1 protein-coding gene is annotated in these 284 nt (G+C 35.6%); it reads left to right on the top strand.

Features of this window, described 5'->3' with window-relative positions; translation table 11 throughout:
• The coding region (locus EII29_RS11735) for a hypothetical protein (protein ID WP_158612576.1) at positions 1-284 on the top strand (284 nt) is incomplete at both ends.

Below are 284 nucleotides of genomic sequence, written 5' to 3'. Positions count from 1 at the left end.
GTAATACCTGATCCTGCAAGTATAGGGACAAGAGTAACAAAGACGGCTTCGGGAATAGACCAAATAGATATAGCTTCGCCTAATAGAAACGGAACAAGCTACAATTCATTAAAAGAATTACAGGTAAGTGAACAGGGGCTGATACTAAACAATAATAAACATGTAGTAGTAAATACCCATATAGCGGGTTTGGTAGTAAGAAACAGAAATTTGGATAACGGAATAACTGCAAACTTAATCATAACGGAAGTGACAGGAAAGAATAAGAGTAATATAAACGGAAT

The sequence above is a fragment of the Leptotrichia sp. OH3620_COT-345 genome (assembly GCF_003932895.1).
In the GTDB taxonomy this organism is placed as follows: domain Bacteria; phylum Fusobacteriota; class Fusobacteriia; order Fusobacteriales; family Leptotrichiaceae; genus Pseudoleptotrichia.
Note: the sequence above shows the minus strand (reverse complement) of the source record. Positions and strands in the feature narration are given on the sequence as shown.